This window comes from Polynucleobacter sp. Fuers-14 (genome assembly GCF_018882045.1).
Taxonomy (GTDB): Bacteria; Pseudomonadota; Gammaproteobacteria; order Burkholderiales; family Burkholderiaceae; genus Polynucleobacter.
This window is the reverse complement of the sequence record NZ_JACVPG010000008.1, coordinates 83,546-107,232: the sequence shown is the minus strand read 5'-3', so window position 1 is coordinate 107,232 and position 23,687 is coordinate 83,546. Positions and strand designations below refer to the sequence as shown.

The 23,687-nt window shown below is 46.6% G+C and carries 22 protein-coding genes and 1 pseudogene; 11 read left to right on the top strand and 12 right to left on the bottom strand.

Annotated features, from left to right (window positions below; genetic code table 11):
* Nucleotides 1–50 precede the first annotated feature (50 nt).
* From ICN40_RS05870 to ICN40_RS05845, 7 genes and pseudogenes are all read right to left on the bottom strand, one after another.
* On the bottom strand, nucleotides 51–1,010 hold the full coding sequence (locus ICN40_RS05870; RefSeq protein ID WP_216242784.1) for a carbohydrate kinase family protein: 960 nt from the start codon (nucleotides 1,008–1,010) through the stop codon (nucleotides 51–53).
* 52 nt (nucleotides 1,011–1,062) lie between these two features.
* Nucleotides 1,063–1,683 (bottom strand): DUF3426 domain-containing protein, encoded by a 621-nt coding sequence (locus tag ICN40_RS11720; protein ID WP_255561259.1) that lies wholly within the window; start codon nucleotides 1,681–1,683, stop codon nucleotides 1,063–1,065.
* Nucleotides 1,672–2,592 (bottom strand): annotated as a pseudogene (gene prmA, locus ICN40_RS11715) (50S ribosomal protein L11 methyltransferase); the annotation flags it as partial. The pseudogene prmA and the gene ICN40_RS11720, both read right to left, overlap by 12 nt.
* A 15-nt stretch (nucleotides 2,593–2,607) precedes the next feature.
* Nucleotides 2,608–3,972 (bottom strand): acetyl-CoA carboxylase biotin carboxylase subunit, encoded by a 1,365-nt coding sequence (gene accC, locus ICN40_RS05860; RefSeq protein WP_072583357.1) that lies wholly within the window; start codon nucleotides 3,970–3,972, stop codon nucleotides 2,608–2,610.
* A 52-nt stretch (nucleotides 3,973–4,024) separates the two neighbouring features.
* On the bottom strand, nucleotides 4,025–4,486 hold the full coding sequence (accB, locus tag ICN40_RS05855; protein WP_216242782.1) for an acetyl-CoA carboxylase biotin carboxyl carrier protein: 462 nt from the start codon (nucleotides 4,484–4,486) through the stop codon (nucleotides 4,025–4,027).
* 36 nt (nucleotides 4,487–4,522) lie between these two features.
* Complete coding sequence (gene aroQ / locus ICN40_RS05850; protein WP_216242781.1) at nucleotides 4,523–4,972, bottom strand: type II 3-dehydroquinate dehydratase; 450 nt, start codon at nucleotides 4,970–4,972, stop codon at nucleotides 4,523–4,525.
* 218 nt (nucleotides 4,973–5,190) lie between these two features.
* Nucleotides 5,191–5,718: a TlpA disulfide reductase family protein gene (locus tag ICN40_RS05845; protein ID WP_216242780.1), complete on the bottom strand. Its 528-nt coding sequence runs from the start codon at nucleotides 5,716–5,718 to the stop codon at nucleotides 5,191–5,193.
* Nucleotides 5,719–5,744: 26 nt separating this feature from the next.
* Between ICN40_RS05845 and mpl the strand changes: the two genes are divergently transcribed.
* From mpl to mtgA, 6 genes are read left to right on the top strand one after another with little or no spacing between them, the layout of a single operon-like run.
* Nucleotides 5,745–7,145, top strand: a complete 1,401-nt coding sequence (mpl, locus tag ICN40_RS05840; RefSeq protein WP_216242779.1) for a UDP-N-acetylmuramate:L-alanyl-gamma-D-glutamyl-meso-diaminopimelate ligase — start codon at nucleotides 5,745–5,747, stop codon at nucleotides 7,143–7,145.
* 40 nt (nucleotides 7,146–7,185) lie between these two features.
* A complete protein-coding gene (fabG, locus tag ICN40_RS05835; RefSeq protein WP_216242776.1) occupies nucleotides 7,186–7,920 on the top strand; it encodes a 3-oxoacyl-ACP reductase FabG in 735 nt (244 codons plus the stop codon).
* A 2-nt stretch (nucleotides 7,921–7,922) separates the two neighbouring features.
* The gene (locus tag ICN40_RS05830; protein WP_216242773.1) at nucleotides 7,923–9,974 is read left to right on the top strand and encodes a ribonuclease catalytic domain-containing protein; all 2,052 of its coding nucleotides are present in this window, start codon (nucleotides 7,923–7,925) and stop codon (nucleotides 9,972–9,974) included.
* Complete coding sequence (locus tag ICN40_RS05825; RefSeq protein ID WP_216242771.1) at nucleotides 9,958–10,845, top strand: energy transducer TonB; 888 nt, start codon at nucleotides 9,958–9,960, stop codon at nucleotides 10,843–10,845. The genes ICN40_RS05830 and ICN40_RS05825 overlap by 17 nt, the downstream gene beginning before the upstream one ends.
* A gap of 56 nt (nucleotides 10,846–10,901) precedes the next feature.
* Nucleotides 10,902–11,807, top strand: coding sequence for a shikimate dehydrogenase (gene aroE / locus ICN40_RS05820; protein ID WP_072583351.1), 906 nt, complete (start codon nucleotides 10,902–10,904; stop codon nucleotides 11,805–11,807).
* Between the two features lie 9 nt (nucleotides 11,808–11,816).
* A complete protein-coding gene (gene mtgA / locus ICN40_RS05815) occupies nucleotides 11,817–12,572 on the top strand; it encodes a monofunctional biosynthetic peptidoglycan transglycosylase (RefSeq protein WP_216121584.1) in 756 nt (251 codons plus the stop codon).
* Nucleotides 12,573–12,589: 17 nt separating this feature from the next.
* Here the strand turns inward: mtgA and pyrF are convergent, their stop codons facing one another.
* On the bottom strand, nucleotides 12,590–13,435 hold the full coding sequence (gene pyrF, locus ICN40_RS05810; RefSeq protein WP_216242770.1) for an orotidine-5'-phosphate decarboxylase: 846 nt from the start codon (nucleotides 13,433–13,435) through the stop codon (nucleotides 12,590–12,592).
* 73 nt (nucleotides 13,436–13,508) lie between these two features.
* On the opposite strand from pyrF, the gene corA reads away from it, so the two are divergent.
* Nucleotides 13,509–14,474 (top strand): magnesium/cobalt transporter CorA, encoded by a 966-nt coding sequence (corA, locus tag ICN40_RS05805; protein WP_072583348.1) that lies wholly within the window; start codon nucleotides 13,509–13,511, stop codon nucleotides 14,472–14,474.
* Nucleotides 14,475–14,494: 20 nt separating this feature from the next.
* Here the strand turns inward: corA and ICN40_RS05800 are convergent, their stop codons facing one another.
* The 3 genes from ICN40_RS05800 to thiL are packed head-to-tail and all read right to left on the bottom strand — an operon-like array spanning nucleotide 14,495 to nucleotide 16,556.
* Nucleotides 14,495–14,974 carry a CinA family protein gene (locus ICN40_RS05800; RefSeq protein ID WP_072583347.1) on the bottom strand — a complete coding sequence of 160 codons (480 nt, stop codon included), beginning with the start codon at nucleotides 14,972–14,974 and terminating at the stop codon, nucleotides 14,495–14,497.
* Entirely contained in the window at nucleotides 14,974–15,534 is a 561-nt protein-coding gene (locus tag ICN40_RS05795) for a phosphatidylglycerophosphatase A (RefSeq protein ID WP_216242768.1), read from the bottom strand. The genes ICN40_RS05800 and ICN40_RS05795 overlap by 1 nt, the downstream gene beginning before the upstream one ends.
* A complete protein-coding gene (gene thiL / locus ICN40_RS05790) occupies nucleotides 15,531–16,556 on the bottom strand; it encodes a thiamine-phosphate kinase (protein WP_216242766.1) in 1,026 nt (341 codons plus the stop codon). The genes ICN40_RS05795 and thiL overlap by 4 nt, the downstream gene beginning before the upstream one ends.
* 105 nt (nucleotides 16,557–16,661) lie before the next feature.
* On the opposite strand from thiL, the gene ICN40_RS05785 reads away from it, so the two are divergent.
* Both ICN40_RS05785 and ICN40_RS05780 read left to right on the top strand, forming a co-directional pair.
* Nucleotides 16,662–18,983 carry an NADP-dependent malic enzyme gene (locus tag ICN40_RS05785; RefSeq protein ID WP_072583344.1) on the top strand — a complete coding sequence of 774 codons (2,322 nt, stop codon included), beginning with the start codon at nucleotides 16,662–16,664 and terminating at the stop codon, nucleotides 18,981–18,983.
* A 128-nt stretch (nucleotides 18,984–19,111) separates the two neighbouring features.
* Nucleotides 19,112–19,732, top strand: coding sequence for a barstar family protein (locus ICN40_RS05780; protein ID WP_072583343.1), 621 nt, complete (start codon nucleotides 19,112–19,114; stop codon nucleotides 19,730–19,732).
* A 33-nt stretch (nucleotides 19,733–19,765) separates the two neighbouring features.
* Here ICN40_RS05780 and ICN40_RS05775 read toward each other — a convergent pair whose 3' ends face one another.
* Nucleotides 19,766–20,527, bottom strand: a complete 762-nt coding sequence (locus ICN40_RS05775) for a 16S rRNA (uracil(1498)-N(3))-methyltransferase (RefSeq protein WP_216242764.1) — start codon at nucleotides 20,525–20,527, stop codon at nucleotides 19,766–19,768.
* A 43-nt stretch (nucleotides 20,528–20,570) separates the two neighbouring features.
* Between ICN40_RS05775 and tkt the strand changes: the two genes are divergently transcribed.
* Both tkt and gap read left to right on the top strand, forming a co-directional pair.
* On the top strand, nucleotides 20,571–22,562 hold the full coding sequence (tkt, locus tag ICN40_RS05770; protein WP_216242762.1) for a transketolase: 1,992 nt from the start codon (nucleotides 20,571–20,573) through the stop codon (nucleotides 22,560–22,562).
* A 41-nt stretch (nucleotides 22,563–22,603) separates the two neighbouring features.
* The gene (gene gap / locus ICN40_RS05765) at nucleotides 22,604–23,632 is read left to right on the top strand and encodes a type I glyceraldehyde-3-phosphate dehydrogenase (RefSeq protein WP_216242760.1); all 1,029 of its coding nucleotides are present in this window, start codon (nucleotides 22,604–22,606) and stop codon (nucleotides 23,630–23,632) included.
* Nucleotides 23,633–23,687: the final 55 nt, after the last annotated feature.

The window sequence follows — 23,687 nt, the reverse complement described above, 5'->3', positions numbered from 1 at the left end:
ATTTCCAGATTGAGAAATTAGTAAACCTAGGCGCCCTAGGCTGTTTTTACTTAGAAACTAAAGCCGAATGCTGCTTTAAATTGCTCTGCGATCTGATCTTTGCTGAGTTGGTGATTTTGTGGCCCTTGATGGGTAATCTTGATTGAGCCCATGAGACTAGCGAGGCGGCCAGTGGTGTCCCAGTCCATGCCATTTTCTAGACCAAACAGCAATCCACCTCGGAAGGCATCCCCGCAACCTGTTGGGTCGACTACTTTTCCAGCCGGCACCGATGGAATAGCGATCACCTTGCCATCAACATAAATATCAGCCCCCTCAGCGCCTTTAGTAACGATCAGCGCCTTAACTCGCTCAGCCACTTTGGCCAAGCTCAAGCCCGTTCTTTGAGAAAGCATTTCTCCCTCGTAGTCATTTACTGCCAAGTAGCTGGCGATATCTACCAATTCCAGAAGCTCGGGACCATTAAACATTGGCAAACCTTGGCCTGGATCAAAGATAAAGGGAATATTGGCATCGGCTAGTTGATGGCAGTGCTCCCACATTCCTTGGCGACCATCTGGTGCAACGATACCTAATTTCGCTGGACCCTTAGCGTTCTTGCTACGCTCAGCCACAACTGCCGAGACTTGGTTCAGATGGGATTCACCCATAGCACCTGGATGGAAAGCAGTGATTTGGTTATTGGCTTGATCGGTGGTGATCATAGCTTGCGCAGTAAACGCTTGCTCAATCTGGCGAATATGGCTTGCATCAATTTTGAGTTGCTCAAGGCGACTCATGTAGGGCGTGGCATCACCACCCACTGTAGCCATGATGATTGGATCGCCGCCCAAAAGATTGAGGTTGTAGGCAATATTGCCAGCGCAACCGCCAAATTCACGGCGCATAGTGGGTACCAAGAAGGCTACATTCAGAATATGAATCTGCTCAGGCAGGATTTGATCGGCAAATTTACCTTCAAAGTTCATGATGGTGTCGTAGGCAATGGAGCCACATATCAAGCTAGCCATAAATTACTTTCTTTATAAAAATTGGGTGTAAATGTAGCGTTTATGAATTAATTTAGGGGTAGAGTACTCGCACACGATAGCCCGCAGCATTCAGTGGAAGCGAAATAAGCAGCTCAAGCTGCAGCATTTCGCCGGAAGGAATTCCTTTTTTTAAAAAATCAGGATGAGATTCTTGCCAAACTTTAGGTAGCCACTCTTGTGGAGTGAATTGCAGTGATTTGATTTCAGATTCTTCTGCATCAGTTAAAGAAATTTCTAAATTCGGCGCTAAAACGGCAATAGCTAGACGATTCTGTATCTCCACTTGCAGCAGAGATTGATTTGCAGGGTTTTTAAGGCCTTCTCGCGCGTTTTCTGGCGCAAGTGCGGCTGAAGTTATTTTCCATGCAGAAAAATCGCTCACAGTGCGATCTAGACATCCTAGTGCACGACAAAGTTTTGCATCGATATGTTGTAAAACATGAAACGCACTAACGGAAATGGAATTTGATGTTCCATCAATGCGTGGTGCTAATGCGGGAAGCAATGAATTTCTGGAGAGATGCTCTCCAAAAACTAGGAGTAGCGGAAGTAAAGCAGCTAAAAGGACTAACTTAAGACTTTTTTTTTGAGCAGGTGCAGCAAAAGTAGATTCAGAATTGCTTTGCTTGTCCTTGTTTAAGGTGCCGTGCAAGCAAACCCAGCCCTCACTCTCTTTCCAAACAGAGAGCTTGAGCCATTGGCTATAAGTAGCAATCACTTCTTCGGCTTGGCGGGCAAGTACACCAGATAAAACAATGCGTCCGCCTACCTTCATCTTGTTGACTAAGGCGGGCGCAAGAACTTGTAGTGGATTTGCCAGAATATTGGCCATCACGATGTCATATTTGGTTTCGGCAGCCAGTTCGAGCGCGCCTTCGTTTGGCAAGACAAAGCGAATGGTGGTGTTATTGATTTCTGCATTGCTGCGAGCAGCAACCATCGCTTGTGGATCAATATCGGTACCAATCACTGGGTTACAGCCCAGCTTTGCGGCAGCAATCGCCAATATGCCTGAGCCACAACCGTAATCCAAGAGACTTTGATTTTGCAAATGATTTTGTTGCTCAAGCCAAAGAAGGCATAAATGCGTGGTTGGGTGGCTGCCAGTACCAAATGCGAGGCCTGGATCAACCGCAAGGCAGATCGCATTCGGATCAGTTGGTGCATCGTGCCAAGATGGCACTACCCAAATCCGCGCACCAATCTGTATGGGTGCAAATTGACTTTGGGTTAAGCGAACCCAGTCTTGTTCTTCGACTGTTTTTTCTTGAGGAGGTGCTAGATGAAAGCCTGCCTCTTTAAGGGATGCAAGTAGTTCGGGAATAAATTCTGCACTACCTGAAGCATCAATCTCTGGATTAAAGAGAGCGGTTACTGCTGATCTATCCCACGCTTGCACTTCTGGAGAGAGGCCTGGCTCACCGTAAAGTGGGTTTTCGTCATAGCCACCAGCAGCATCATCTTCAACAGTGACGGACAGGGCGCCCAAATCCAAAAGCGCGTCACTCAAAGGCTCGGCGGTTTCAGCAGCTACCGTGAATACCAGTTCACGATAAGACATGAAGCGCTTTCATCATTAGGATTTACCGCGACTCGCAGCTTGCTCTTCTAAGCGATGCTCTAAGTAGTGAATGCTGGTGCCGCCTTCAATGAAGTTCGGATCTAGCATGAGCTCACGGTGGAGTGGAATGTTGGTTGTAATGCCGTCAATTACCATCTCAGAGAGCGCAATCTGCATGCGGCGAATGGCTTGCTCACGAGTATTACCGTAAGAAATCAATTTACCAATCATGGAGTCATAGTTTGATGGCACTACATAGCCGCTGTAAGCATGCGAATCAACCCGAATGCCAGGGCCTCCAGGCATGTGGAATGAACCAATTTTGCCTGGGCTCGGGGTGAACTTGAATGGATCTTCAGCATTCAGGCGGCACTCAATGGCATGACCACGGAAAACAATGTCTTTTTGGCGATAGCTGAGTTTCAGGCCAGCCGCAATACGAATTTGTTCCTGAACGATATCCACACCAGTAATCATTTCAGTCACTGGATGCTCCACCTGAACACGGGTATTCATCTCAATGAAGAAGAATTCACCATCTTCGTAGAGAAACTCAAAGGTACCGGCGCCACGATAGCCAATCTTACGGCAGGCTTCTGCACAACGCTCGCCAATTTTGGCGATAAGACGACGATCAATGCCTGGTGCTGGCGCTTCTTCAATCACTTTTTGGTGGCGACGCTGCATGGAGCAATCGCGCTCACCCAACCAAATCGCATTGCCATGAGTGTCGGCAAGAATCTGAATCTCAACGTGGCGAGGTTTTTCTAAAAACTTCTCCATATAGACTTCCGGGTTACCAAAAGCACGGCCCGCCTCTTCTCGGGTCATATTGACAGCGTTGATCAGCGCAGCTTCAGTGTGAACCACTCGCATGCCACGACCGCCGCCACCGCCAGCAGCTTTAATGATTACTGGATAGCCAACCTTTTTTGCTGTTGCAATAATTTCTTTTGGATTATCAGGAAGTGCGCCCTCTGATCCAGGCACGCAAGGCACACCAGCTTTAATCATGGCGCGTTTTGCAGAAACCTTATCACCCATCAAGCGAATAGACGCAGCTGTAGGACCAATAAAGGCAAAGCCAGATTTCTCAACCCGCTCTGCAAAGTCTGCGTTTTCAGAAAGGAAGCCATAACCAGGATGAATTGCTTCTGCGTCGGTAACTTCCGCTGCAGAAATAATCGCTGGCATATTCAGATAGCTAAGCGGAGATGGCGCCGGCCCAATACAAACCGCTTCATCGGCAAGCTTTACATACTTCGCTTCTTTATCTGCTGTGGAGTACACCACCACAGTTTTAATTCCCAACTCGCGGCATGCGCGTTGGATGCGGAGAGCAATTTCTCCCCGATTGGCAATCAGAATCTTATCGAACATGTCGGCTCTGAGTTAAGTAACAGTGAATTGGAATTGAACTAAAGGTAGTCAATTAAGCAATGATGAAAAGCGGTTGGTCAAATTCAACACCTTGACCGTTTTCACAAAGAATTTCTTTGATCACACCAGCGTGCTCGGATTCGATTTCATTGAGTAACTTCATTGCTTCAATAATGCAAAGCGTTTGACCTACCTTGACAGTGTCGCCAATGTTGACGAAGTTCGGAGACTCTGGATTTGGGGCGCGGTAGAAAGTGCCAACCATTGGTGAGCGGGCAATAGAGCCATTTTCAGTCGCGGGAGCTTCAGCGATAGGAGCTGTTGCAACAGGTGCGCTAGCTGCTGGTGCAGCTTGCATCGCAGGTGCTGGATTGGCGTAAACCATTTGGCCAGCGGGCGCAGGAGATCCGGCGTTCACAATGCGAACGCGATCTTCGCCTTCATTTACCTCTAATTCTGAAATTCCTGATTCAGAAACTAGGTCGATCAAGGTTTTTAGTTTTCTCAGATCCATACGAGTGCTTCCTCTCTTGTCATTCTTTAAATAGTTTTATTTCTGCAAGCGAGCAATAGCTGCTTGCAGGGCTAATTCATAGCCAATCGCGCCAAGACCACAAATCACCCCAGTCGCAATATCGGACAAATAGGAATGTTTACGGAATTCTTCGCGCTGATGAATATTGGATAAATGGACTTCGGTAAAAGGGATAGCTACCCCAGCCAAGACGTCGCGTAATGCAATGCTTGTGTGGGTAAAGGCGCCTGGGTTGATGATGATGAAATCAACCCCATCTTGTTTAGCCTTTTGAATGCGGTCAATTAACTCACCTTCATGGTTGCTTTGAAAGGTATCGAGATCAACGGACTGCGCTTTTGCCAGCTCGCCGAGCCTTTGGTGGATATCTTCTAGGGTAGTTTTTCCGTAAACATCGGGTTCACGGGTGCCTAATAGATTTAGGTTTGGGCCTTGAATTACGAGAATTGAAGCTTTTTTCGACATAGATCCCTGTTTTTAGAGGCAGTTAAGCGTAAATTGCTAAATAACTTCATGCTCGATTGCTTATGAAGGGGAGTATACCTTTTTAAAGCTAGGAAAAGACCAAAACTCGCTGCAAAAATAGGAATTTTCATCGCTTTAAGGAGCAGATATCAAAATAAATGCTTAATTTTTAGGCAGAAATTAATGGTTCGATAAATCCATTTATAGCTTAAAACTACCTATAAAGCGGATTTAATTTCGCTTCTGATGTCATCTTCGCTTATTTTTCCTAATTTGCTATAGCTTGCTTTACCCTTGGCATTGATGATGATGGTGTAAGGAAGAGCGCCTTGGGAATTTCCCAGTTGCTTAGAAAGATTGCTACCTTCAAGACCACCAATCACAATCGGATAGCTCACTGGGGTTTTTGAGAGAAATTCACGAATATTAGAGGGCGAATCGATGCCAATACCGACAAATAAGACATTTTGCTGCAAGAACTCTTGCTGAAGCTTATCTAAAGTAGGCATTTCTTCGACACATGGTGGGCACCAGGAGGCCCAAAAGTTCACCACCAGCACTTTTCCTTGCCAATCTTGGGTATTAACTGTTTTTCCATCTGGCGTTTGCCAGGAATTGGCAAAAAATGCTTTCACAGCGGGATCGCTGGCCAAACCAGTTTTATAAATCCACTGGGAGGTTAGTGCACCCCCAAGGAGTGCCAAAAGACTAATTGCGACGATGATGATCAATTGTCTACGGTTCATTGCAACTCCTTCGCTAAAATTCGCTAATGCATATACATATCTTGGGCATTTGCGGTACTTTCATGGGCGGCATTGCCGCAATCGCGAGGCAGGCTGGGCATCGCGTTACTGGTTGCGATGCCAACGTCTATCCCCCAATGAGTACGCAGCTTGAAGCTCAAGGCATCGAACTTATTGAGGGATTCTCACCTGAGCAATTATCTCAGTTTGTGACCATGCCCGATTTATTTGTGATTGGCAATGTGGTTTCTCGAGGTAATCCATTGATGGAAGCGATTCTCAATCAAGGGCTACCCTATATCTCAGGCCCGCAATGGTTGGGCGAACAAGTTTTGTATGGACGCCATGTTTTGGCCGTAGCGGGTACGCATGGTAAGACAACCACTTCAGCTATGTTGACTTGGATTTTGGAATTCAATGGCTACAAGCCGGGTTATCTTATTGGTGGTGTGCCTCTGAATTTCACAGTGTCTGCACGTTTAGGCGAAAGTAAATATTTTGTTATTGAAGCTGATGAATATGACACTGCTTTCTTTGATAAGCGTAGTAAGTTTGTTCACTATCGACCACGTACGGCCCTATTGAATAACTTAGAGTTTGATCACGCCGATATTTTTGCTGATCTTGCGGCAATCGAAACACAATTTCATCATTTAGTGCGCACTGTTCCTGGTGATGGTTTACTGGTTGTAAATGGTGAGGAGCCTGCATTGGCGAGCGTGATCACGCGTGGCGCTTGGGCGCCTGTAGAGCGGTTCGGGCAAGAACTCACAAATGAATGGTCTTTAATTGCTCAAGAGGCTGATGGTTTCATCGTGCGCAAGGCAGGTAAAGAGGTAGCCACTGTGAAGTGGGCGCCTGATTCTGGTGTGATGGGTAGACACAATCAACTCAATGCACTTGCAGCGATTGCTTGCGCAAATCATATTGGTATCCCTCCAGCAGATGGTGCACGCGCATTGGCGGAATTTAAGAATGTAAAGCGTCGCTTGGAAACGATTGGTGTTGCAAATGACATTACGATCTATGATGATTTTGCCCACCATCCAACCGCGATCACGACTACAGTTGATGGTCTTCGCCGCCGTGTTGGTAAAGCACGTATCTTGGCGGTACTTGAGCCACGTTCAAATACGATGAAGCTCGGTGTGATGAAAGCTCAACTTCCTGGAAGTCTAGAGGCTGCTGACAAAGTGTTTGCCTATGGCGCTAATGCCGGCAAGGAATCATTGGGTTGGGATTTAACAGACGTCTTATCTCCACTCAATATGCAAGAACAGGGTAAAGCACATGCCTTTGATGATCTTGAGGCATTAGTGAAGGCGGTTGCGCATGAGGCTCAGCCTGGCGATCACATTTTGGTAATGAGCAACGGCGGGTTTGGTGGCGTACACCAGAAAATATTAAAAGCCATTTCGGCGCAGTAAAAAAAGAATTAATAACAAAAGCAAAAATAGAAAGCAAATCATGGGCAATAGACTAAAAGACAAAGTAGCCATCATTACCGGCGCGGCAAAGGGTATTGGTTTTGCTACTGCTCAGCGTTTTGCGGAAGAAGGCGCAAAAGTCATCATTGCGGATATTAGCCTGGAGGCTGTTAATAGCGCGGCTGAAAAAACGCCTAATGCCGAAGGCTATGTCATGAATGTCACCGATCGAGCTAGCATTCAGTCAGTTGTAGACCGGGTAATGCAAAAGCATGGGCGGATTGATATCTTGATCAATAACGCAGGCATTACTCAAGATGCACGCTTGATTAAGATGACCGAAGCACAGTTCGATACCGTGATTGATGTCAATCTGAAGGGCGTATTCAATTGCACTCAGTTAATCGTGCCGCATATGTTGGAAGCTGGCTCTGGCGCAGTGGTCAACGCATCAAGCGTTGTGGGCCTCTATGGTAATTTTGGCCAAACCAATTACTCAGCTACTAAATTTGGTGTGATTGGTTTTACAAAAACATGGGCGCGTGAATTAGGGCCTAAAGGCATTCGAGTCAATGCGGTGTGCCCAGGTTTTATCGCCACTGAAATGGTCATGGCCATGCCAGCAAATATTGTGCAAGACATTGAAAAACGCAGTTGGCTTGGTCGTCTGGGTACCCCCGCTGAAATGGCAAATGTGTATTTATTCTTAGCAAGCGATGAGGCAAGCTATGTTAATGGAGTGGCATTAGAGGCCAGCGGCGGGATCTCGCTCTAAGCATGAATCTTTTATACGAAGAAGGTGGCGATATTAAGATCGCCACAGTCCAGTCTGCTTCAGGGGCTGGCGATGCAGAGTCTTGGCAAGCAACTAGTCTTTCTGGAAAAAAGATCAAACTCAAAGCCAAGGAAGTGTGGCTGCGTTTTGAAAAGCCTGAAGCTCAAATGGCTATGGATGAAGCCAGCACACTCACTGCCGATATTGATTTGCAGTTCCTTTGGGACTGTGCGCCTGATGAAGAGTTTGGCTTGGTTGATGTAGCGCATGAGTACTTTGGCTCACAAGCGAGCATTCCACAACAAGTTGCGCTGGCTATTGCCTTGCAAGGGGCGCCAGTATTTTTCCGTCGCAAGGGGCGCGGACGGTTTCAGAGGGCTCCACTAGAGCAGTTACAGGCTGGTTTGGCTGCATTAGATCGCAAACAAAAAGAGCTTGAACAGCAATCCATTTGGCAGCAAGAGTTGGTTGCTGGCACTTTCCCTGAGTCACTGAAGTCTTCAGCCAAGCAATTACTTTTCTCGCCCGATAAAAATACCTCTGCCTATAAGGCATTGATCGCAGCCTGCACTGAAACCGGGGAGTCTCCGGCGCAGCTGATGATTCGCTGTGGCGCAATCGACTCACCTTTAGCGTATCACCAGGGCTTGTTCCTGAAGGCGCATTTTCCGAATGGTGCGGATCACAACCTTGCTATCGGCGTTGATCAAGCGGCATATGCATCTGCTATTGCTGAGCTACCGCTTGCTCAGGTACAGGCATTCTCCATTGATGATTCTGGCACTACAGAGATTGATGATGCTCTATCTGTTACGGTAATCGAGGGTGGGCATCGAGTAGGTATTCACATCGCCGCTCCTGGATTAGCCATTACAAAAGATGAGCCATTAGATCTAGTCGCTCGCAATCGCATGTCCACGGTGTACTTTCCGGGTGACAAAATTACGATGTTGCCGGACTCAGTAATTGAGCAATTTTCATTAGATGAGGGTATGCCTAGACCAGCCTTATCAATCTATGTTGATATTGATGCTGAGGGCATTGCCAATAGAGCGAGCTTGCAGATGCGTACTGAGATGGTGCCGATGGCTGCTAATTTGCGCCTGGAAAATATTGAGCATCTCGTGAGTGAAGAGAGTCTGCTGGATGAGGGTTCTAACTACCCCTATCGCAAAGAGCTGGCGACTCTATGGCAAGCGGCTAAACATCTGCATGCAGGGCGTCAAGAGAAGCGCGTAGCAAATGGTTTGCGTGCTGAGCAGTTAGGCGTCACAGATCCAAATGCCCTAGCAAGAGACTTTCATTTTCAGATTCAGGATGTTGATGGGGTGCAGCGCGTAGAAATCACCCCACGTCAACGCGGTTCTATTTTGGATACGATCGTTGCGGAGTGGATGATTTTCTGTAATAGCGCCTCAGGACAGCTTTTAGCAGATCATGGCCTTCCTGGACTATTCAGAACTCAAAAGGGTTGGGGTCCATTGCGTACCCGGATGCAAACCACTCCTGGACCTCATGAGGGTCTTGGTTTGGATTATTACGCCTGGTGTACATCTCCTTTACGTCGGTATTCTGATTTGGTAAATCAGTGGCAATTAATTGCGCTAGCAAAGCATGGCGTCACCGCCAAGATGGTGGCCCCATTCCCGCCGAGAGACGCTACCTTGATGGGTATTGCCGCTGACTTTGAATCTTGTTATCAAGCTTATGGCGAGTTTCAAGATCGCTTGGAAAAGTATTGGTGTTTACGTTGGATCACTCAAGACGGTGATTCGAAAACAGTGCATGTGCGCCATTTAAAAGAGGGTATGTCCAGAGTGGAGTTAGTACCTCTACATCTACCTATCCCTGAATTGGCAACCCATCCACGCATGACCCGTGCGGAAGTAGTGATCGCAGATGTAGATTTGCTGCAGCTTAGTGCTGGCGTTCGTGTATTGGAGATCGAGGCAAAAATTGAATCTCCTGAAAAGCCTTCGGCTGATGAGGCTGCCGAGCAGACTCCAGAGCAAGTAGTTTCGGATAATCCCAAAGAAGATGCTAGCCCAGATTAAATCGCTGGAGTTTCGATGTCCTGAGAGGCTTGCTGGGGCCTTGCGTTACTTGCGTAGCGCCTGGAATCGCTACCCATTCCGATTTGCCTTGTGCGCTTCAATACTGATCCACATTGTTTTCTTATCTTTCCGTTGGGGTGTTGGAGAGATTCAGAACCGCAGACTCAATACGCCATTGAGCGTGGTTTTAGTAAACGCCAGCAATAAAACGCCACCTCAAAAAGCAAATAAGTTGGCGCAGGCTGATTTGCAGGGTGGCGGTAAAACAGAAACTCAAGATGCCGCAGCAATGCACCGTGCCAGATTGGGTGCAGAAGCGCGACTAGAGGTTTTAGAAAAGCAGCAAAAACAAATGCTCGCTAAGCTAGATGAGCAGCGCAGTCGTTCAGGTGGTCGCAAGAGTGGCGACGAGCAAAAAATTACTCCCCAATTAAATTCTTTAGAGGCTGAGTTAGCTAAACGCTTACAAGCTGATGGTAAAGAGCCTAGACGTAAGGTATTGACTGGAGCTAATACCAAGGCAGTCACGTTTGCGCATTATTACGATGCGATGCGTCAGAAGATTGAGGCTTACGGTAGTGCTTTTTTCCCAAGGGCGAATGGACGCCCTTTGTACGGTAGTCTAGTGATTGTTGTCAGCGTTGATAACCAAGGCAGAATCACTACAAATGCTCAAGGCAAGGATGGGCTCTCGATTGGCCGTAGTTCTGGCAATCCCGAGCTAGACCGCCAAGCGCTGGCAATTGTGAGAGCCTCTGCGCCATTTGGTCCTTTTCCTTCAGAAATGCGTAATCAAATCGATGTCTTAGATTGGATCTCTACTTTTGAGTTCACGCGCGATGGCGTGGATCGCCTAGAGCTACGCCATTAATATTATTTAAAAAGTTTACTAACTCAATTTGCAAATTCGCTTATTCTGTAGTCATCATGAGCTCTACTGATACCGCCTCCCTACACACCGATCCAAGCCTTTTTGCTGGCGTGGATGTCTATGCGGTTGCGGGTAATCCGATTTCTCACAGCAAGTCTCCCTCAATTCATCAACGGTTTGCAGAGCAAGCAAAGCAACGGATGCACTATGGCCGTCTTCAGCCTGAAATAGGTTCATTTGCTCAAGCAGCTAAAGCATTTTTTACTGCAGGCGGCAAAGGCATGAATGTAACGGTGCCTTTCAAGTTAGATGCTCAAAATTTGGCTGATGTATTAACACCGCGTGCTCAATTGGCGGGTGCCGTTAACACTTTGTGGAAGACGGAAGGCAAAATTTTTGGTGACAATACCGACGGTGCTGGTCTAGTGCGCGATTTACTGGCTCAAGGTATTGCACTGCATAGTGCTCGTATTTTATTGATCGGTGCTGGTGGGGCTGCACGGGGTGTAATAGGTCCTTTGCTTGAGCAATCTCCTAAGTCCCTCATCATTGCCAATCGTTCCAGCGCAAAAGCGGATGAGTTGGTTAAGCTATTTGCAGATTTAGCCGGCTCTAAGGAGGTAGCGCTGGAGTCGCGTACTTTGGCTGATTTGGAGGATGTTGCAAAAACTCAGCATCCATTTGATTTGGTCATTAACGCTACTGCTGCTGGTTTAACCGACGAGTCTCCATTGACGCCCGAAGCGGTAGCTAATATTTTTGTGCCCAGCTCTTTCGCTTATGACATGGTCTACGGTAAAACTACTGCCTTCATGCAGCAGGCCTTACAACGAGGTGCTCGCGTAAGTGATGGCCTTGGAATGTTGGTTGAGCAAGCGGCTGATGCATTCTTGCTATGGCGGGGTGCGCAATTAGCGAGTGCAATTTACCCCCGCGCAGTCTTAGCAGAGTTACGCAGTTAATTTGCCCTGATGCGCTGGCTTCTATATCCAGTGAAGTGTTTGCTCGCAGGGTTTATTGCCATGCAAATCTTTTTTGCTCTGCAAATTGCTTTATGGATGAGCTTAGATCCCAGTAGCACTGCGTTTCAGAGGGCTGAGCGTTGGCGCTTATGTACTTGGCATTGGACCTGTCCAGTGCAATCTCATTGGGTGCCTTATGACAAGATCTCGAACAATCTCAAGCGCGCTGTTTTAGTCAGTGAAGACGATATCTTCTTTCAACACAAGGGTGTGCGAGTTGAGGATATGCAAAAAGCCTGGCAGAAAAATCAACAGCAGAATCAGCAAAAAACCCAAACAGGCAATAAATCCAAAATAGCGTTACGGGGTGGATCTACTATTACCCAGCAATTAGCAAAAAATTTATTTCTTTCTTCAGAGCAACATTATTTGCGCAAGGGCCAGGAGCTCATCATTACCGGGCTTTTGGAATTAATACTTTCTAAGCAGAGATTGTTTGAGATTTATCTCAATTCGGTAGAGTGGGGTGAAGGCATTTTTGGAGTTGGTGCCGCCTCTCAGCATTATTTTGCTACAAGTCCAGCAGCCCTAGATCGGGACCAAGCTGCTGCTCTAGCTTCAGCGCTGCCAGCGCCAAAGTGTTTTGACAAGCAGCAGTATTGCCGTCGAGGAAGTATTAATTATTCCGCTCGCCAAGAATTTGTCTTAGAAAATATGGATAGAGTTGCCTTGGCGCCTTATCCAAAGAGCGGTGCGGGTAAATAATTTCTTGTTTTATTTAACTATTTGTTTGCAGCTGCTCGAAGTGCATCCCGAGTACTCATGGCAACGACTCTAGCCGCTTCAGCAAAATCAGCGCCTGAGCTGGCATACAGAATCGCTCGGGAAGAATTGATGATCATCCCTGTTCCTGGTTTGCCGGTTATTTTTCCCGCGCTGACAGTGGCATCAATATCACCACCTTGAGCACCTATCCCTGGAATCAATAAGGGCATATCACCAACAATGGCGCGTACCTTGGCAATTTCTTCTGGGAAAGTAGCGCCGACTACCAGGCTGATCTGATCAGGACTATTCCACTGTTGTGCAGCCAGCTTAGCCACATGCAGATAAAGAGGCTCGCCATTGGGTGCCACATTCAGGAACTGCAAATCTGACCCGCCAGGGTTGGATGTGCGGCAGAGGACAATAACTCCTTTGCCTGCGTGCTTTAGGTAGGGCTCGATCGTGTCAAAGCCCATGTATGGGTTCACGGTTACAGCATCAGCGCCGTATCGATCAAAGGCCTCCAGAGCGTAATGGTCAGCAGTGCTGCCAATATCTCCACGTTTGGAATCCAGGATGACTGGGATGTGGGGGTATTTATCTTTGAGGTGCTTGATTAGTTTTTCTAGTTGAGCCTCTGCTCTTTGGGAGGCAAAGTAGGCAAATTGGGGCTTGAAGGCACAGACCAAATCCGCGGTTGCATCAGCGATGTCTCGGCAGAACTCATAGATACCCTCGGCATTCCCTTGTAGGGAGGAGGGCAAGCGCTTTGGATCCGGGTCAAAACCAACACACAGCATGCTGCCTTGGGAAGCCCATGCGGATTGGAGTTGCTGGTTAAAGGTATTTAAGCGAGAGTTCATTGGATTTGGCTTATTTTAGTGAAACTGTCATGTTCGATAGGATAAACTAGCGCACATTCCTTAGGAGTTCACCATGATCAACTTGTTCGTCCTGCAAAATGGCCGCCTCTCCCAAGAGCAAGTCGAAGATCGCAACGAATTATTGCAATATGCCAATCCTATCTGGATTGACGTGGTTGATCCAGAAGAAGAGGAATTAATTTGGATTAAAGAGGCATTTGGCGTACTTTTGCCTGAGTTGGATGACTTGGGTGACTTAGAAGCGTCTGCGCGTTATTTTGAAGCAGATGATGGCCACCTCCACATCCGTACTGATTTCTTATTAGATGAAGAAGAAACCTCTCGCAACGTTAGAGTAGCGTTTGTTCTGACCAAGCAAGTGCTGTTCTCAATTCATGACGAAGATTTGCCAGTGTTCCGTTTAGTTCGCTTGCGTGCCCGTTTGCGTCCTGGTTCAGTGAGCAATGCAAAAGATGTGTTGCTAGATTTGTATTCAACCGATGCTGAGTATTCTGCTGATGCTTTGGAAGAGGTTTATGAAAACCTGGAGCAAGCTGGTAAACGAGTCTTGCAAGATGATATTAATGATGCGGATGCCGAGCAAGTCCTCGAAACCATTGCCAAAGAGGAAGATACCAACGGACGCATTCGTCGTAACGTGATGGATACCCGCAGAGCCTTGTCCTTCCTTATGCGCAGCAAGTTACTTTCTGATGAGCAGCAGGAGGAAGCGCGTCAAATTTTGCGCGATATCGACTCTCTGGAAAACCATACTGCTTTCTTATTCGATAAGATTAACTTCTTGATGGATGCTACCGTAGGTTTTATTAACTTGAACCAATCCAAGATCATCAAGATCTTCTCGGTGGTATCGGTAGCCTTAATGCCACCAACCTTGCTTGCCAGTATTTGGGGTATGAACTACAAGCACATGCCTGAGTTAGATGCGACTTGGGGTTATCCAATGGCGATTGTTGCAATGGTAATTTCAGCAATCATTCCACTCTGGTATTTCCACAGCAAAGGCTGGATGAAGTAATTAGCAGTCTGTATTTGCGCTTAACTTCTGAGTAGTGCGATTAACTCAGTCAGTGCAAATTCGGTTGCTTGCTGCCTTACTGCTTGACGATCACCGTCAAAATGCATGGTTTTAGTGAGGGTTTGATTTTCAGTCGCCCAGCCAAAACAGACTGTGCCTACGGGCTTCTCAGCGGTCCCGCCTGACGGGCCGGCAATCCCAGTGACAGAAATAGCTACATCACTTCCTGAATTGATCCGCGCACCTTCGGCCATGGCCTTAGCCACTGGCTCGCTGACAGCCCCATAGGACTCAATTAGCTGAGCTGGGACCGCCAGGCACTCCGTTTTTGCTTCATTGCTGTAAGTGATATAGCCACGTTCAAACCACTCGCTTGAGCCTGCAAGTTCAGTCAGGGTGGCAGATACAAGACCACCAGTACAAGATTCTGCGAGCGACACCATCCAATTTCTAGAAAGCAAAATCTCGGCTAATGTTTTGGTGAGATCAATTGAGTTCATTATCTAGTGAGAAACTGTATCAAGGCTACTGCGAGCAGTGTACAAAATGCAGCAGCAAGATCATCCACCACAATTCCAAACCCTCGCCAAATGATTTGCAAGAAGCTTGATCGCTGAGTGCTATTACTTGCTGTATTTTTAAAGTGACGATCAATCATGCCAATAGGTCCTGGTTTGAGGGCATCAAAAAATCGGAATAGCGCAAAAGCAATAAACTGCATCCAAGCATTAGCTGGCATGATGAAGATAAGCACCAGCCAGAACGCGACGATCTCATCCCAAACAATACCGCCAAAATCTTTTTTACCAAGCTCTTCGCTGACATGGCCGCAGATCCAGCAGCCGAGCAAAATGCCGCCACCAATGATCCAGAGAAAGTCTGCCGTACTGAAAAAGTATTCACCTATTAGAAATGCAGCCCAGGCCCAGAGCGTGCCGGCAGTGCCTGGAGCTACAGGGCTTAATCCGCTACCAAAGCCAAAGGCAATAGTGCGACTGGCAGTTTGAAAAACCCATTTGAAGTTTGGTATCACTTCTGCGGAATGCTCAACATTGGTCATCGTGCGAAGTGGTCAAATGAGTTGAGGAAAGGAGCTGCTTGTGAATCACTCAGGAGAGCTCCTGATGCATCTAGTAAATATACTCTTGCCTGATCATCTTTTTTCGGAAGTATTTTTCCAATCAGTGTTAGTGGCAAGTGAAGTGACTTACCAATCTCCTGTATTTTTTTCTGCTGGCTTGATGGTGCAGTAAAGCAAAGCTCATAATCATCGCCGCCACATGCAGCAAATAAATTTTGAATAGAAGAATCTTGTTTTTTCAAGATGCTCGATTTTGGTAATTGATCCAACTGAATTTGTGCGTCAACTTGCGATTGCTTCAAGATGTGGCGTAAATCACCCAACAACCCATCAGAGATATCTAAAGCTGCGCTCGCCAGATTTCTCAATTGGATGCCTAATTCAATGCGCGGCTTTGGTTGATGCATACGGTTTTCGATTCGTTGTAAATCTTCGCTAGATAGATTGATTTCATGACGCAGTGCAGCAAGAGTAAGTCTGGCATCTCCAACATTTCCTGAGACCCAAATATCATCACCCGCCTTTGCTCCAGATCTGCGAATAGCATTGCCGGCAGGGATGCTGCCAAAGGCGGTGATCGAGATGGTTAGGGGCCCTGCAGTGGTATCGCCGCCGATAAGCGGGCAGGAATACTCCTTAGCAATGGCAAAAAGCCCTTTAGAGAAAGCGTCTAGCCAGACTTCATCTACTTTTGGTAGGGCGATTGCCAAAGTAAACCCCAGCGGACTTGCCCCCATGGCTGCGAGGTCTGAAAGGTTAACTGCTAGGGCTTTGCGGGCCAATAGGGCGGCATCGGCGCCAGCAAAAAAGTGCCTGCCCTCCACCAACATATCGCTGGTAATGGCTATTTCTTCATTTTCTGGTGGTTTGATCAGGGCGCAGTCATCACCAATACCCAAGGTAACACTTTGATCTGCTTTAGAGCGCATTGAATCCGCGCCCGTTTTGAAAAAACGTTCAATCAGGTCAAATTCACCGAGGGGGGTGGAGCGAGAAGACATGCCCCATTTTATGGCGGTTATGAGGTGAATGTCCGAGAGGAATAGAATTGAAGTCTTATAAGTCTTAACTAAATGAAGATAAGACAGAACTTAGCGAGTTAGTGGATGAGCAAAGAAAATAATAAAGAGCAACAAATTGCAGCCTTAAGAGAGGCAGCGCTTCAGTACCACGAGTTTCCGACTCCGGGAAAAATTGAAATTGCACCAACAAAGCAATTAACCAATCAACGAGACTTAGCCCTTGCATACACGCCTGGCGTTGCAGCTCCTTGCGAAGAAATTGTTAAAGATCCGGCCAATGCATTCAAGTACACCGCCCGTGGAAATTTAGTTGGCGTTATTACCAACGGTACTGCTGTTTTAGGTTTGGGAAATATTGGACCGCTGGCAAGTAAGCCGGTGATGGAAGGTAAAGCGGTTCTTTTTAAGAAGTTTGCTGGCATTGACGTTTTCGATATCGAAGTTAATGAAAGCGATCCCGATAAGTTAGTAGAAATTATTGCGGCACTAGAGCCAACGTTTGGCGGCATTAATTTAGAAGATATTAAAGCGCCTGATTGTTTTGTCGTTGAGCGTAAGTTGCAAGCACGCATGAAGATCCCAGTCTTTCATGATGACCAACACGGTACAGCGATTGTGGTTGCAGCCGCCATCATCAATGGTTTGAAGGTGGTTGGTAAAAAAGTAGAAGAAGTTAAGTTGGTTACCTCAGGGGCGGGTGCTGCTGCGCTAGCTTGCTTAGACCTATTGGTTGATTTAGGTATTCAGCGTAAAAATATTTGGGTTACTGACTTGGCTGGTGTTGCATACAAAGGCCGTAAAGAGTTGATGGACCCTGAAAAGGAGCCGTTCTGCCAAGATACGGATTTGCGCACGCTTGATCAAGCGATTGAAGGTGCAGATATTTTCTTAGGTCTTTCTGCTGGCGGTGTGCTTAAGCAAGACATGGTGAAGAAGATGGCGCCGAAGCCATTGGTTTATGCCTTGGCAAATCCAACCCCAGAAATCTTGCCTGAAGAAGTAAAAGCGGTTCGTCCAGATGCAGTGATGGCAACGGGCCGTACTGATTATCCGAACCAAGTGAATAACGTTTTGTGTTTCCCGTTCATCTTCCGCGGCGCATTGGATGTGGGTGCAACAACGATTACCCGTGGCATGGAAGTCGCAGCTGTAAAGGCAGTAGCGGAATTGGCTCAAGCAGAACAGAGCGAAGTGGTTGCTTCTGTTTACGGTCTCGATAACTTATCCTTTGGCCCGGAGTATTTAATTCCAAAACCATTTGATCCACGTCTCATTACAGTCATTGCTCCTGCGGTTGCTAAGGCGGCAATGGATGATGGCGTGGCTTCACGTCCGATTAAAGATTTCGATGCCTATCGCAATCAGTTGCAGCAATTCGTGTACCACTCAGGTACTTTGATGAAGCCACTCTTTAGCATTGCTAAACGTGTACCAGCAAATCAAAAACGTATTGTGTTCGCTGAGGGTGAAGATGAGCGTGTATTGCGTGCAGTGCAGATCATCATTGATGAGCATCTTGCTACCCCAATTCTGATTGGTCGCCCTGCAGTGATCGAGCATCGTATCGAGAAGTTTGGCCTGCGTATGAAGGCGGGAGATGACTTTGAGATTGTGAATCCAGAGAATGATTCACGCTTCCGTGATTTCTGGCAAACCTACCTTGCACTCACAGAGCGTAAGGGTGTAACTCAGTCGTTTGCTAAGTTGGAAGTGCGTCGCCGCAATAGCTTGATTGGAAGTCTGTTGATTCAAAAAGGCTTTGCCGATGGCATGATTTCCGGCACGGTCGGCAATATCGCTACGCACTTGAAATATATTGATGAAGTGATTGGGCATGAGCCTGGTGCGAATGTTTATGGTGCGATGTCAGGTTTGATTCTTCCCGGTCGCCAAGTATTTTTAGTGGACACTCATATCAATCTTGATCCTACTGCTGAACAATTAGCAGACCTCACTCTCATGGCTGCAAGTGAAATGCGTAAGCTAGGACTAGCTCCTAAAGTTGCATTACTTTCCCATTCCAATTTTGGTTCTAGCAACGCCCCTTCTGCAGTCAAGATGCGTGAAGTGTTGGCATTGCTCCAAAAGGCAGATCCAACTTTAGAGGTTGACGGAGAGATGCATGGCGATAGCGCTTTAGATGCAAGCATTCGTGAAGGTGCAGTATCTTCATCTTCACTGAAGGGCGATGCCAACCTATTGGTTCTGCCAAATATCGATGCTGCCAATATTTCTTACAACTTGCTAAAAACAGCAGCAGGCAATGGCATTGCAATCGGCCCGTTGTTACTAGGTGTTGCTAAGCCAATTCACATTCTCACTCCAGCCGCAACTGTGCGCCGTATTGTGAATGTGACGACTTTGGCGGTTGTAGAGGCAGCGAGTAACGCCAGAGGCATTACGTAAGAATCGGTAATATATGTAAGTTAGTAATAACTTACATATATTATTTCTATATAAATCAGTGCTTTACATAAAATGCACTGTATTTGGGCTTGATTTGATGGCGTGTTACGGGTAACCTAGCACCCATCATGAATAATCGCTCTGAAAACAGCAATACAGCCAGCTTCGATGAACATAGCCGTGCTGAAAGTTGGGATAGCAATGATCGACTGGAAACCGAATCATCCGCTGCCAACATTTATGCTGAAGGCGGTTTATCTCGTTTACAAACCTATGCAGCAAATCAAGTTTCGGGGAAAAAAGTGACAGCTTCTTGGCGTGCCGCTTTGGCCGTTCGCGATGCCGGACCGCCGGCAATGTTGCGCAGTGTGCGCCCTAATATCGTTCAATCCATTCGCGCTTTCCGCACTCCTGATTTGCAGGAAGCGGCAACTGAATTGGGTCAACACTTTATTTATGCCAATTGCGCCAATGCTATGACTAAAGGTGAAGTATTGGAGTCAATTGCGATTGCCTACAAATTTACTAAGCAGCAGGCAAAAAATTACGATCCTTTGTTAGATGCCTTGACGACTACCGTAGACAAGTCTGGCCCACAGCCTGGATTTGTAGTGGTGCTCGAAGGACTGCCTTGCACTCAGAAGTTTGACAAAGAAGCTCGTGAAACATTGTTGGATGTTTTCCGCGATGCCGTTGATTTCTGGGCTGAGCGCCGAACTCCATACCGCGTCTTCTATTCTTTTGCTTAATCGCTAAAGTCTTGTAAGCCCTATAAATCGCCTCTATTTGAGGCGATTTTGCATTTCAGGATTCCATATGCTGTGTACGGCTGTAATAGCCACTACACCCGCTGTTTCTGTTCTGAGTACCCGCTCCCCCAGTGAAACCAATTGATAGCCTGCTGCTTGCGCTTGTGCCTCTTCTTCAGATGAATGACCACCTTCAGGACCGATCATTAAGACAATATCTTGTGGATCATTTTCTATCAGTACTGAATACAGGCTTTTCGTCGCATCAGGACTGAGTAGTAGTTTGAGTGCGGGTTTTGGAGTCGCTTTTAAATAACTTTCAAAAGTTTGAATGGGCTCCAAGCTGGCAAGGACAGTGCGATCGCATTGTTCGCATGCAGCTTGAATGATGCCCTCCCAGTGGGCAAGTCTTTTTTGGGCACGCTCTAGGTCGCTAGAGCGGGTGAGCTTGAGAATAGAGCGCTCGCATTGCATCGGGGTAATATTTTGGGCGCCTGTTTCCACCGCTTTTTCAACAATCCAGTCCATTTTGTCGCCACCAGCTAAGCCTTGAGCCAAAGTAATGGCATATGGGGTCTCGCGGTGGGTATCTGTGCGGATATCCGTCAACTGAACTTGACCCGTTTTTCCGGTCAAGGAGAGCAGTTCTCCTTTGGCTACTTGGCCTTTTCCATCAAATACCGGGAAGAATTCCCCCGTTTGGACACGTCTCACGCGCAAATGGTGGGCAACCTCTGGGGGGAGGGCGGTTGGCTTTTGGGATTCCCATGGTCCGGGAAGATAAAATTGAGGCATTACTGAAATATAGCCAATTAATTTTCCAGAGACCACTTTTACGATGTCAAATCTTCAAATTCGTATGGCCAATGCCATTCGCGCCTTATCCATGGATGCTGTACAGCAGGCAAATTCAGGTCACCCTGGTATGCCAATGGGTATGGCAGATATTGCTGTCGGTCTTTGGAATGAACATTTAAAACATAACCCAACAGATCCACATTGGATTGATCGTGATCGTTTTGTTTTATCCAATGGCCATGGATCCATGTTGTTATATTCACTCTTGCATCTTTCTGGTTACGACCTGCCAATTGAAGAGTTGAAAAATTTCCGTCAATTGCACAGCAAAACTCCAGGACATCCTGAGTATGGAATTACTCCTGGCGTAGAAACAACCACGGGTCCATTGGGTCAAGGAATTTCGAATGCAGTAGGAATGGCGCTTGCTGAAAAATTATTAGCAGAAGAATTTAATCGTCCTGGCTTTAATATTGTTGATCACTTCACCTATGTATTTTTAGGTGATGGTTGTTTGATGGAGGGCATTAGCCATGAAGTGTGTTCTTTGGCTGGCACACTCAAACTCAATAAGCTGATTGCATTATGGGATGACAACGGCATCTCGATTGATGGCAAAGTCGTTTCTTGGTTTAACGAAGATACGCCGAAGCGTTTTGAGGCTTATGGCTGGAACGTCATTCGCGCTGTTGATGGGCATGATGCAGAGGCTGTATCAGCTGCGATTGCAAAGGCTAAAACGAGCGATAAGCCAACCCTGATTTGCTGCAAGACCGCGATTGGTCAAGGCTCGCCAAATATGGCTGGCAGCGATAAAGTGCATGGCTCGCCATTGGGCGCGACTGAAATTGCTGAAACTCGTGTTGCATTGAATTGGCCATACGCGCCATTTGAAATTCCAAAAGATATTTATGCGGCATGGGATTTTAAAAAGCGCGGTCAAGCTGCCGAACATGAGTGGAATAAAGAATTTCAGAAATACAAAAACAAATTTCCAGAACTTGCTGCTCAATTGCAACGTCGTATGGCGGGTGATTTATCTAAAGATTTTTCATCTACATTAAATGCATACTTAAAAACTTGCCAAACTAAAGCAGAAACCATTGCGACTCGTAAAGCAAGTCAGAACGCGATCGAAGCTTTGGCACCTGCTTTACCAGAATTTATGGGTGGTTCTGCTGACTTAACGGGATCGAACTTAACCAACTGGTCTTCATGCAAACCTGTGCGCGCTGATCAATGGGGTAATCACATCAACTATGGCGTGCGTGAATTTGGTATGAGCGCCATCATGAACGGTATTGCCTTACATGGTGGGTATATTCCATTTGGCGGCACATTCTTAACCTTCTCCGATTACAGTCGTAACGCTTTGCGTATGGCTGCCTTGATGAAGTTGCGCAGTATTTTTGTCTTTACCCACGATTCAATCGGTTTGGGTGAGGATGGCCCAACCCATCAGTCAGTGGAGCATGTAGCTAGCTTGCGCCTAATACCGAACCTAATGGTTTGGCGTCCTTGTGACACCACAGAGAGTGCTGTAGCCTGGGGCTCAGCCATTGAACGTAAGAATGGACCTAGCGCCCTAATCTTTAGTCGTCAGAATTGCCCATTTGTATCTCGTACCCCTGCACAAATTAAAGAAATCGCTCGTGGCGGTTACGTTTTGCGTGATCCTTCTGGCAAGATTGATGCAGTCATTATTGCGACTGGTTCTGAAATTGCGCTTGCACTACAAACTGCGCAGCAGTTGGAAAAAGAAGGTTTAGGTATTCGCGTGGTTTCAATTCCATCAACCACTGTTTTTGATCAACAGAATGCTGCTTACAAAGCAAAAGTATTACCTGAAAATATTCCGCGTATTGCAGTTGAAGCGGGTGTGAGTGATTTCTGGTGGAAGTATGGTTGCGCAGCAGTTCATGGCGTAGATACCTTTGGCGAATCAGCACCAGCACCCGTGTTGTATGAATATTTTGGTTTAACTGCTGATCAGATTGCGAAGACAGTTAAACAATGTATTGCAAAGAAATAATAGAAATACTAAATAAATTCAATATTAGTAAGGGGAAATAAATGACAATTCGTGTCGCTATTAATGGTTATGGGCGTATTGGCCGAATGGTATTACGTGCTCTTTATGAAGATCAAGTAAACGGCAAGCCACGTCGTGATATCCAGATCGTCGCAATTAATGCGATGGGTGATATTGCTATTAACGCGCACCTTACAAAATATGACTCTGCTCACGGCCGCTTCCCAGCAGATGTATCTGTTGATGGTGATTTCATGGTGGTTAATGGTGATCGCATCAAAATGTTCTGCACACGTAATCCTGCAGAAACCCCATGGGGTGAGTTGGGCGTTGATTTAGTTTTGGAATGTACTGGTAAGTTCACTTCCAAAGAAAAAGCCATGATTCATATTGAGCAGGGCGCAAAGAAAGTATTGATTTCTGCTCCTGGTGAAAAAGATGTAGACGCAACTATTGTGTACGGCGTAAATCAAAATGTGCTGAAGCCAAGCGATGTGGTTGTATCTAATGCCAGTTGCACAACAAACTGTTTGGCTCCATTAGTTAAACCGCTCTTAGAAAAGATCGGCATTGAATCTGGTTTGATGACTACTATTCATGCATTTACTAATGACCAAGTGTTAACAGATGTGTATCACAAGGATATGCGTCGTGCGCGTTCAGCCGTTACTAGTATGATCCCAACGAAGACAGGTGCTGCTAAGGCAGTTGGTTTAGTTTTGCCGGCATTGGCAGGTCGCTTTGATGGCTTCGCGATGCGTGTACCAGTCATTAATGTTTCTGTTGTCGACCTCACTTTTGCTGCTAGTCGCGCCACCAGCGTTGACGAAGTAAATGCCATTCTGAAGACTGCTAGCGAAGGTGAGCTCAAAGGCATTTTGGGCTTTAATACATTGCCCTTGGTATCCATCGACTTTAACCATGATCCACGCCCAAGTATTTATGACGCCTCCCAAACTCGCGTTTCTGCGGATGGCAAGCTGGTGAAGGTATTGGCTTGGTATGACAATGAATGGGGTTATTCAGTGCAGATGCTCAATGCTGCTGAAGCATTAATGGCTGTAAAGTAAGAAAAAATAGATAAGAGTAGCTAAGAGTGTCTAAAAGTTGTTAAAAAACGTTTAA

Excerpts from the sequence above, each read along its gene's own strand:
- ICN40_RS05780 (WP_072583343.1), top strand. The coding sequence starts at position 19,112 with ATGAATAATCGCTCTGAAAACAGCAATACAGCCAGCTTCGATGAACAT.
- ICN40_RS05785 (WP_072583344.1), top strand. The coding sequence starts at position 16,662 with ATGAGCAAAGAAAATAATAAAGAGCAACAAATTGCAGCCTTAAGAGAG.
- thiL (WP_216242766.1), bottom strand. The coding sequence starts at position 16,556 with ATGTCTTCTCGCTCCACCCCCCTCGGTGAATTTGACCTGATTGAACGT.
- mpl (WP_216242779.1), top strand. The coding sequence starts at position 5,745 with ATGCATATACATATCTTGGGCATTTGCGGTACTTTCATGGGCGGCATT.
- pyrF (WP_216242770.1), bottom strand. The coding sequence starts at position 13,435 with ATGAACTCTCGCTTAAATACCTTTAACCAGCAACTCCAATCCGCATGG.
- tkt (WP_216242762.1), top strand. The coding sequence starts at position 20,571 with ATGTCAAATCTTCAAATTCGTATGGCCAATGCCATTCGCGCCTTATCC.
- corA (WP_072583348.1), top strand. The coding sequence starts at position 13,509 with ATGATCAACTTGTTCGTCCTGCAAAATGGCCGCCTCTCCCAAGAGCAA.
- ICN40_RS05845 (WP_216242780.1), bottom strand. The coding sequence starts at position 5,718 with ATGAACCGTAGACAATTGATCATCATCGTCGCAATTAGTCTTTTGGCA.
- ICN40_RS05800 (WP_072583347.1), bottom strand. The coding sequence starts at position 14,974 with ATGAACTCAATTGATCTCACCAAAACATTAGCCGAGATTTTGCTTTCT.
- aroQ (WP_216242781.1), bottom strand. The coding sequence starts at position 4,972 with ATGTCGAAAAAAGCTTCAATTCTCGTAATTCAAGGCCCAAACCTAAAT.
- fabG (WP_216242776.1), top strand. The coding sequence starts at position 7,186 with ATGGGCAATAGACTAAAAGACAAAGTAGCCATCATTACCGGCGCGGCA.
- ICN40_RS05775 (WP_216242764.1), bottom strand. The coding sequence starts at position 20,527 with ATGCCTCAATTTTATCTTCCCGGACCATGGGAATCCCAAAAGCCAACC.
- ICN40_RS05825 (WP_216242771.1), top strand. The coding sequence starts at position 9,958 with ATGCTAGCCCAGATTAAATCGCTGGAGTTTCGATGTCCTGAGAGGCTT.
- aroE (WP_072583351.1), top strand. The coding sequence starts at position 10,902 with ATGAGCTCTACTGATACCGCCTCCCTACACACCGATCCAAGCCTTTTT.
- ICN40_RS05795 (WP_216242768.1), bottom strand. The coding sequence starts at position 15,534 with ATGACCAATGTTGAGCATTCCGCAGAAGTGATACCAAACTTCAAATGG.
- accB (WP_216242782.1), bottom strand. The coding sequence starts at position 4,486 with ATGGATCTGAGAAAACTAAAAACCTTGATCGACCTAGTTTCTGAATCA.
- mtgA (WP_216121584.1), top strand. The coding sequence starts at position 11,817 with ATGCGCTGGCTTCTATATCCAGTGAAGTGTTTGCTCGCAGGGTTTATT.
- ICN40_RS05870 (WP_216242784.1), bottom strand. The coding sequence starts at position 1,010 with ATGGCTAGCTTGATATGTGGCTCCATTGCCTACGACACCATCATGAAC.
- accC (WP_072583357.1), bottom strand. The coding sequence starts at position 3,972 with ATGTTCGATAAGATTCTGATTGCCAATCGGGGAGAAATTGCTCTCCGC.
- ICN40_RS05830 (WP_216242773.1), top strand. The coding sequence starts at position 7,923 with ATGAATCTTTTATACGAAGAAGGTGGCGATATTAAGATCGCCACAGTC.
- gap (WP_216242760.1), top strand. The coding sequence starts at position 22,604 with ATGACAATTCGTGTCGCTATTAATGGTTATGGGCGTATTGGCCGAATG.